Raw genomic sequence first — 2,289 nt, 5'->3', positions numbered from 1 at the left:
CTGCCCCCCTCTGGCAGCCCGCCCCCGAGCGGATCGCCGCCGCACGGGTCACCCGCTTCCAGGAGTGGGCCGCCGCACACCACGGCGCACCGGCCGACGGCGGCTACCCCGCGCTGCACCGCTGGTCCGTCGACCACCTCGACACCTTCTGGGCCGCCGTCGCCGAGTGGTTCGACATTCGCTTCGCCACCCCGTACGAGCAGGTCCTCGGCGACCGTGCGATGCCCGGCGCCCAGTGGTTCACCGGCTCCACCCTCAACTACGCGGAACACGCCCTGCGCACCGGGGAGGACCCCGACCGCGCCGCGCTGCCCGCCCTCCTGTACGTCGACGAGACGCAGGAGCAGACCCTCATGAGCTGGACCGAGCTCCGCCACCAGGTCGGCTCGCTCGCCCGCCGGCTGCGCGACCTCGGCGTACGCCCCGGCGACCGGATCAGCGGCTACCTCCCGAACGTCCCGCAGGCCGTCGTCGCACTCCTCGCCTGCGCGGCCGTCGGCGCCGTATGGACGTCCTGCGCCCCCGACTTCGGCGCACGCGCCGTCCTCGACCGCTTCCAACAGGTCGAACCCGTCGTCCTGTTCGCCGTCGACGGCTACCGCTACGGCGGCAGGACCCACGACCGCAGGGACGTCGTCGCCGAGCTGCGCCGCGAACTGCCGAGCTTGCTCGCCGTCGTCCACGTACCGCTCCTCGGGACCGAGGCCCCCGACGGCGCCCTCGACTGGGCCGACGCCGTCGCCGGGACCACCGAACCCGTCTTCGAGCACGTCCCCTTCGACCACCCGCTGTGGGTCCTGTACTCCTCCGGCACCACGGGACTGCCCAAGGCCATCGTCCAGTCCCAGGGCGGCATCCTCCTCGAACACGTCAAACAGCTCGGCCTGCACTGCGACCTCGGCCCCGACGACCGCTTCTTCTGGTACACGTCCACCGGCTGGATGATGTGGAACTTCCTCGTCTCCGGACTCCTCGTCGGCACCACGATCGTGCTGTACGACGGCAGCCCCGGCCACCCCGGCACCGACGCCCAGTGGGACATCGCGGAACGCACCGGCACCACCCTCTACGGAACCTCGGCCGCGTACGTCATGGCCTGCCGCAAGGCCGGGGTCCACCCGGGCCGCGACCACGACCTGACCCGCCTCAAATGCGTCGCCACCACCGGCTCGCCCCTGCCGCCCGACGGATTCCGCTGGCTCCACGACGAAGTGGCCGAAGACCTGTGGATCGCGTCCGTCAGCGGCGGCACCGACGTGTGCAGCTGCTTCGCGAGCGCCGTGCCCACCCTGCCCGTCCACATCGGCGAACTCCAGGCCCCCGGCCTCGGCACCGACCTCCAGGCGTGGGACCCCGAGGGCCGGCCCGTCATCGGCGAGGTCGGCGAACTCGTCGTCACCAACCCGATGCCGTCCATGCCCGTGCGCTTCTGGAACGACCCCGACGGCAGCCGCTACCGCGACAGCTACTTCGACACCTACCCGGGCGTATGGCGGCACGGCGACTGGATCACCGTCACCGACCGCGGCTCCGTCGTCATCCACGGCCGCTCCGACTCCACGCTCAACCGCCAGGGCGTCCGCATGGGCTCAGCCGACATCTACGAGGCCGTCGAACGCCTCCCCGAGATCCGCGAATCGCTCGTCGTCGGTATCGAACAGCCCGACGGCGGCTACTGGATGCCGCTGTTCGTGCACCTCGCGGAGGGCGCCACCCTCGACGACGCCCTCACCGCCCGGGTCAAAGCCGCCATCAGGACCGACCTCTCGCCCCGGCACGTGCCCGACGACATCATCGAAGTCCCCGGCATCCCGCACACCCTCACCGGCAAGCGCATCGAAGTCCCCGTCAAACGCCTGCTCCAGGGAGCGAGGCCGGAGCAGGCCGTCAACACGGGCTCCGTCGACAACCCCGGCCTCCTGCGGTTCTACGAGCAGCTCGCCCGCGACCACCACTGACCCGTCATGGGCCCGACGGCCGCCACGAACGCACGTCCGGGCCCGTTGTCAGACCCCCTCATTACGCTGAGTGAAAAAGCGGCGCGCCATCAGGACGGCGCGTGACGGTGCGCGTGGCCTGCCACGGACACGCGCACCCACCCGCACGCGGAACTCCAGGGGGAGCCATGACAGCCCACACCGACCGGCGGGGGCGCGGCCCCCCCCCCCCCCCCCCCCCCCGCCCCCCGCCCGGCCCCCGCCCCCCCCCCCCCGGGGGCCCCGCGCCGCGCCGAGACCTATGGCGCCGCCCGCGGCGAGCCGGCCGCGGCGGCCGACGGAGGTGGTACGG

1 protein-coding gene is annotated in these 2,289 nt (G+C 72.8%); it reads left to right on the top strand.

The annotated features are described in order from the left end of the window. Nucleotides 1-1,958 (top strand): acetoacetate--CoA ligase (locus LCE31_RS39010; RefSeq protein WP_225022985.1); only part of this gene is annotated, 1,958 nt, incomplete at its 5' end. Nucleotides 1,959-2,289 lie beyond the last annotated feature (331 nt).

The organism is Streptomyces sp. 8L (assembly GCF_020176795.1).
In the GTDB taxonomy this organism is placed as follows: Bacteria; Actinomycetota; Actinomycetes; order Streptomycetales; family Streptomycetaceae; genus Streptomyces.
This window is presented reverse-complemented; position numbering and strand designations above follow the sequence as displayed.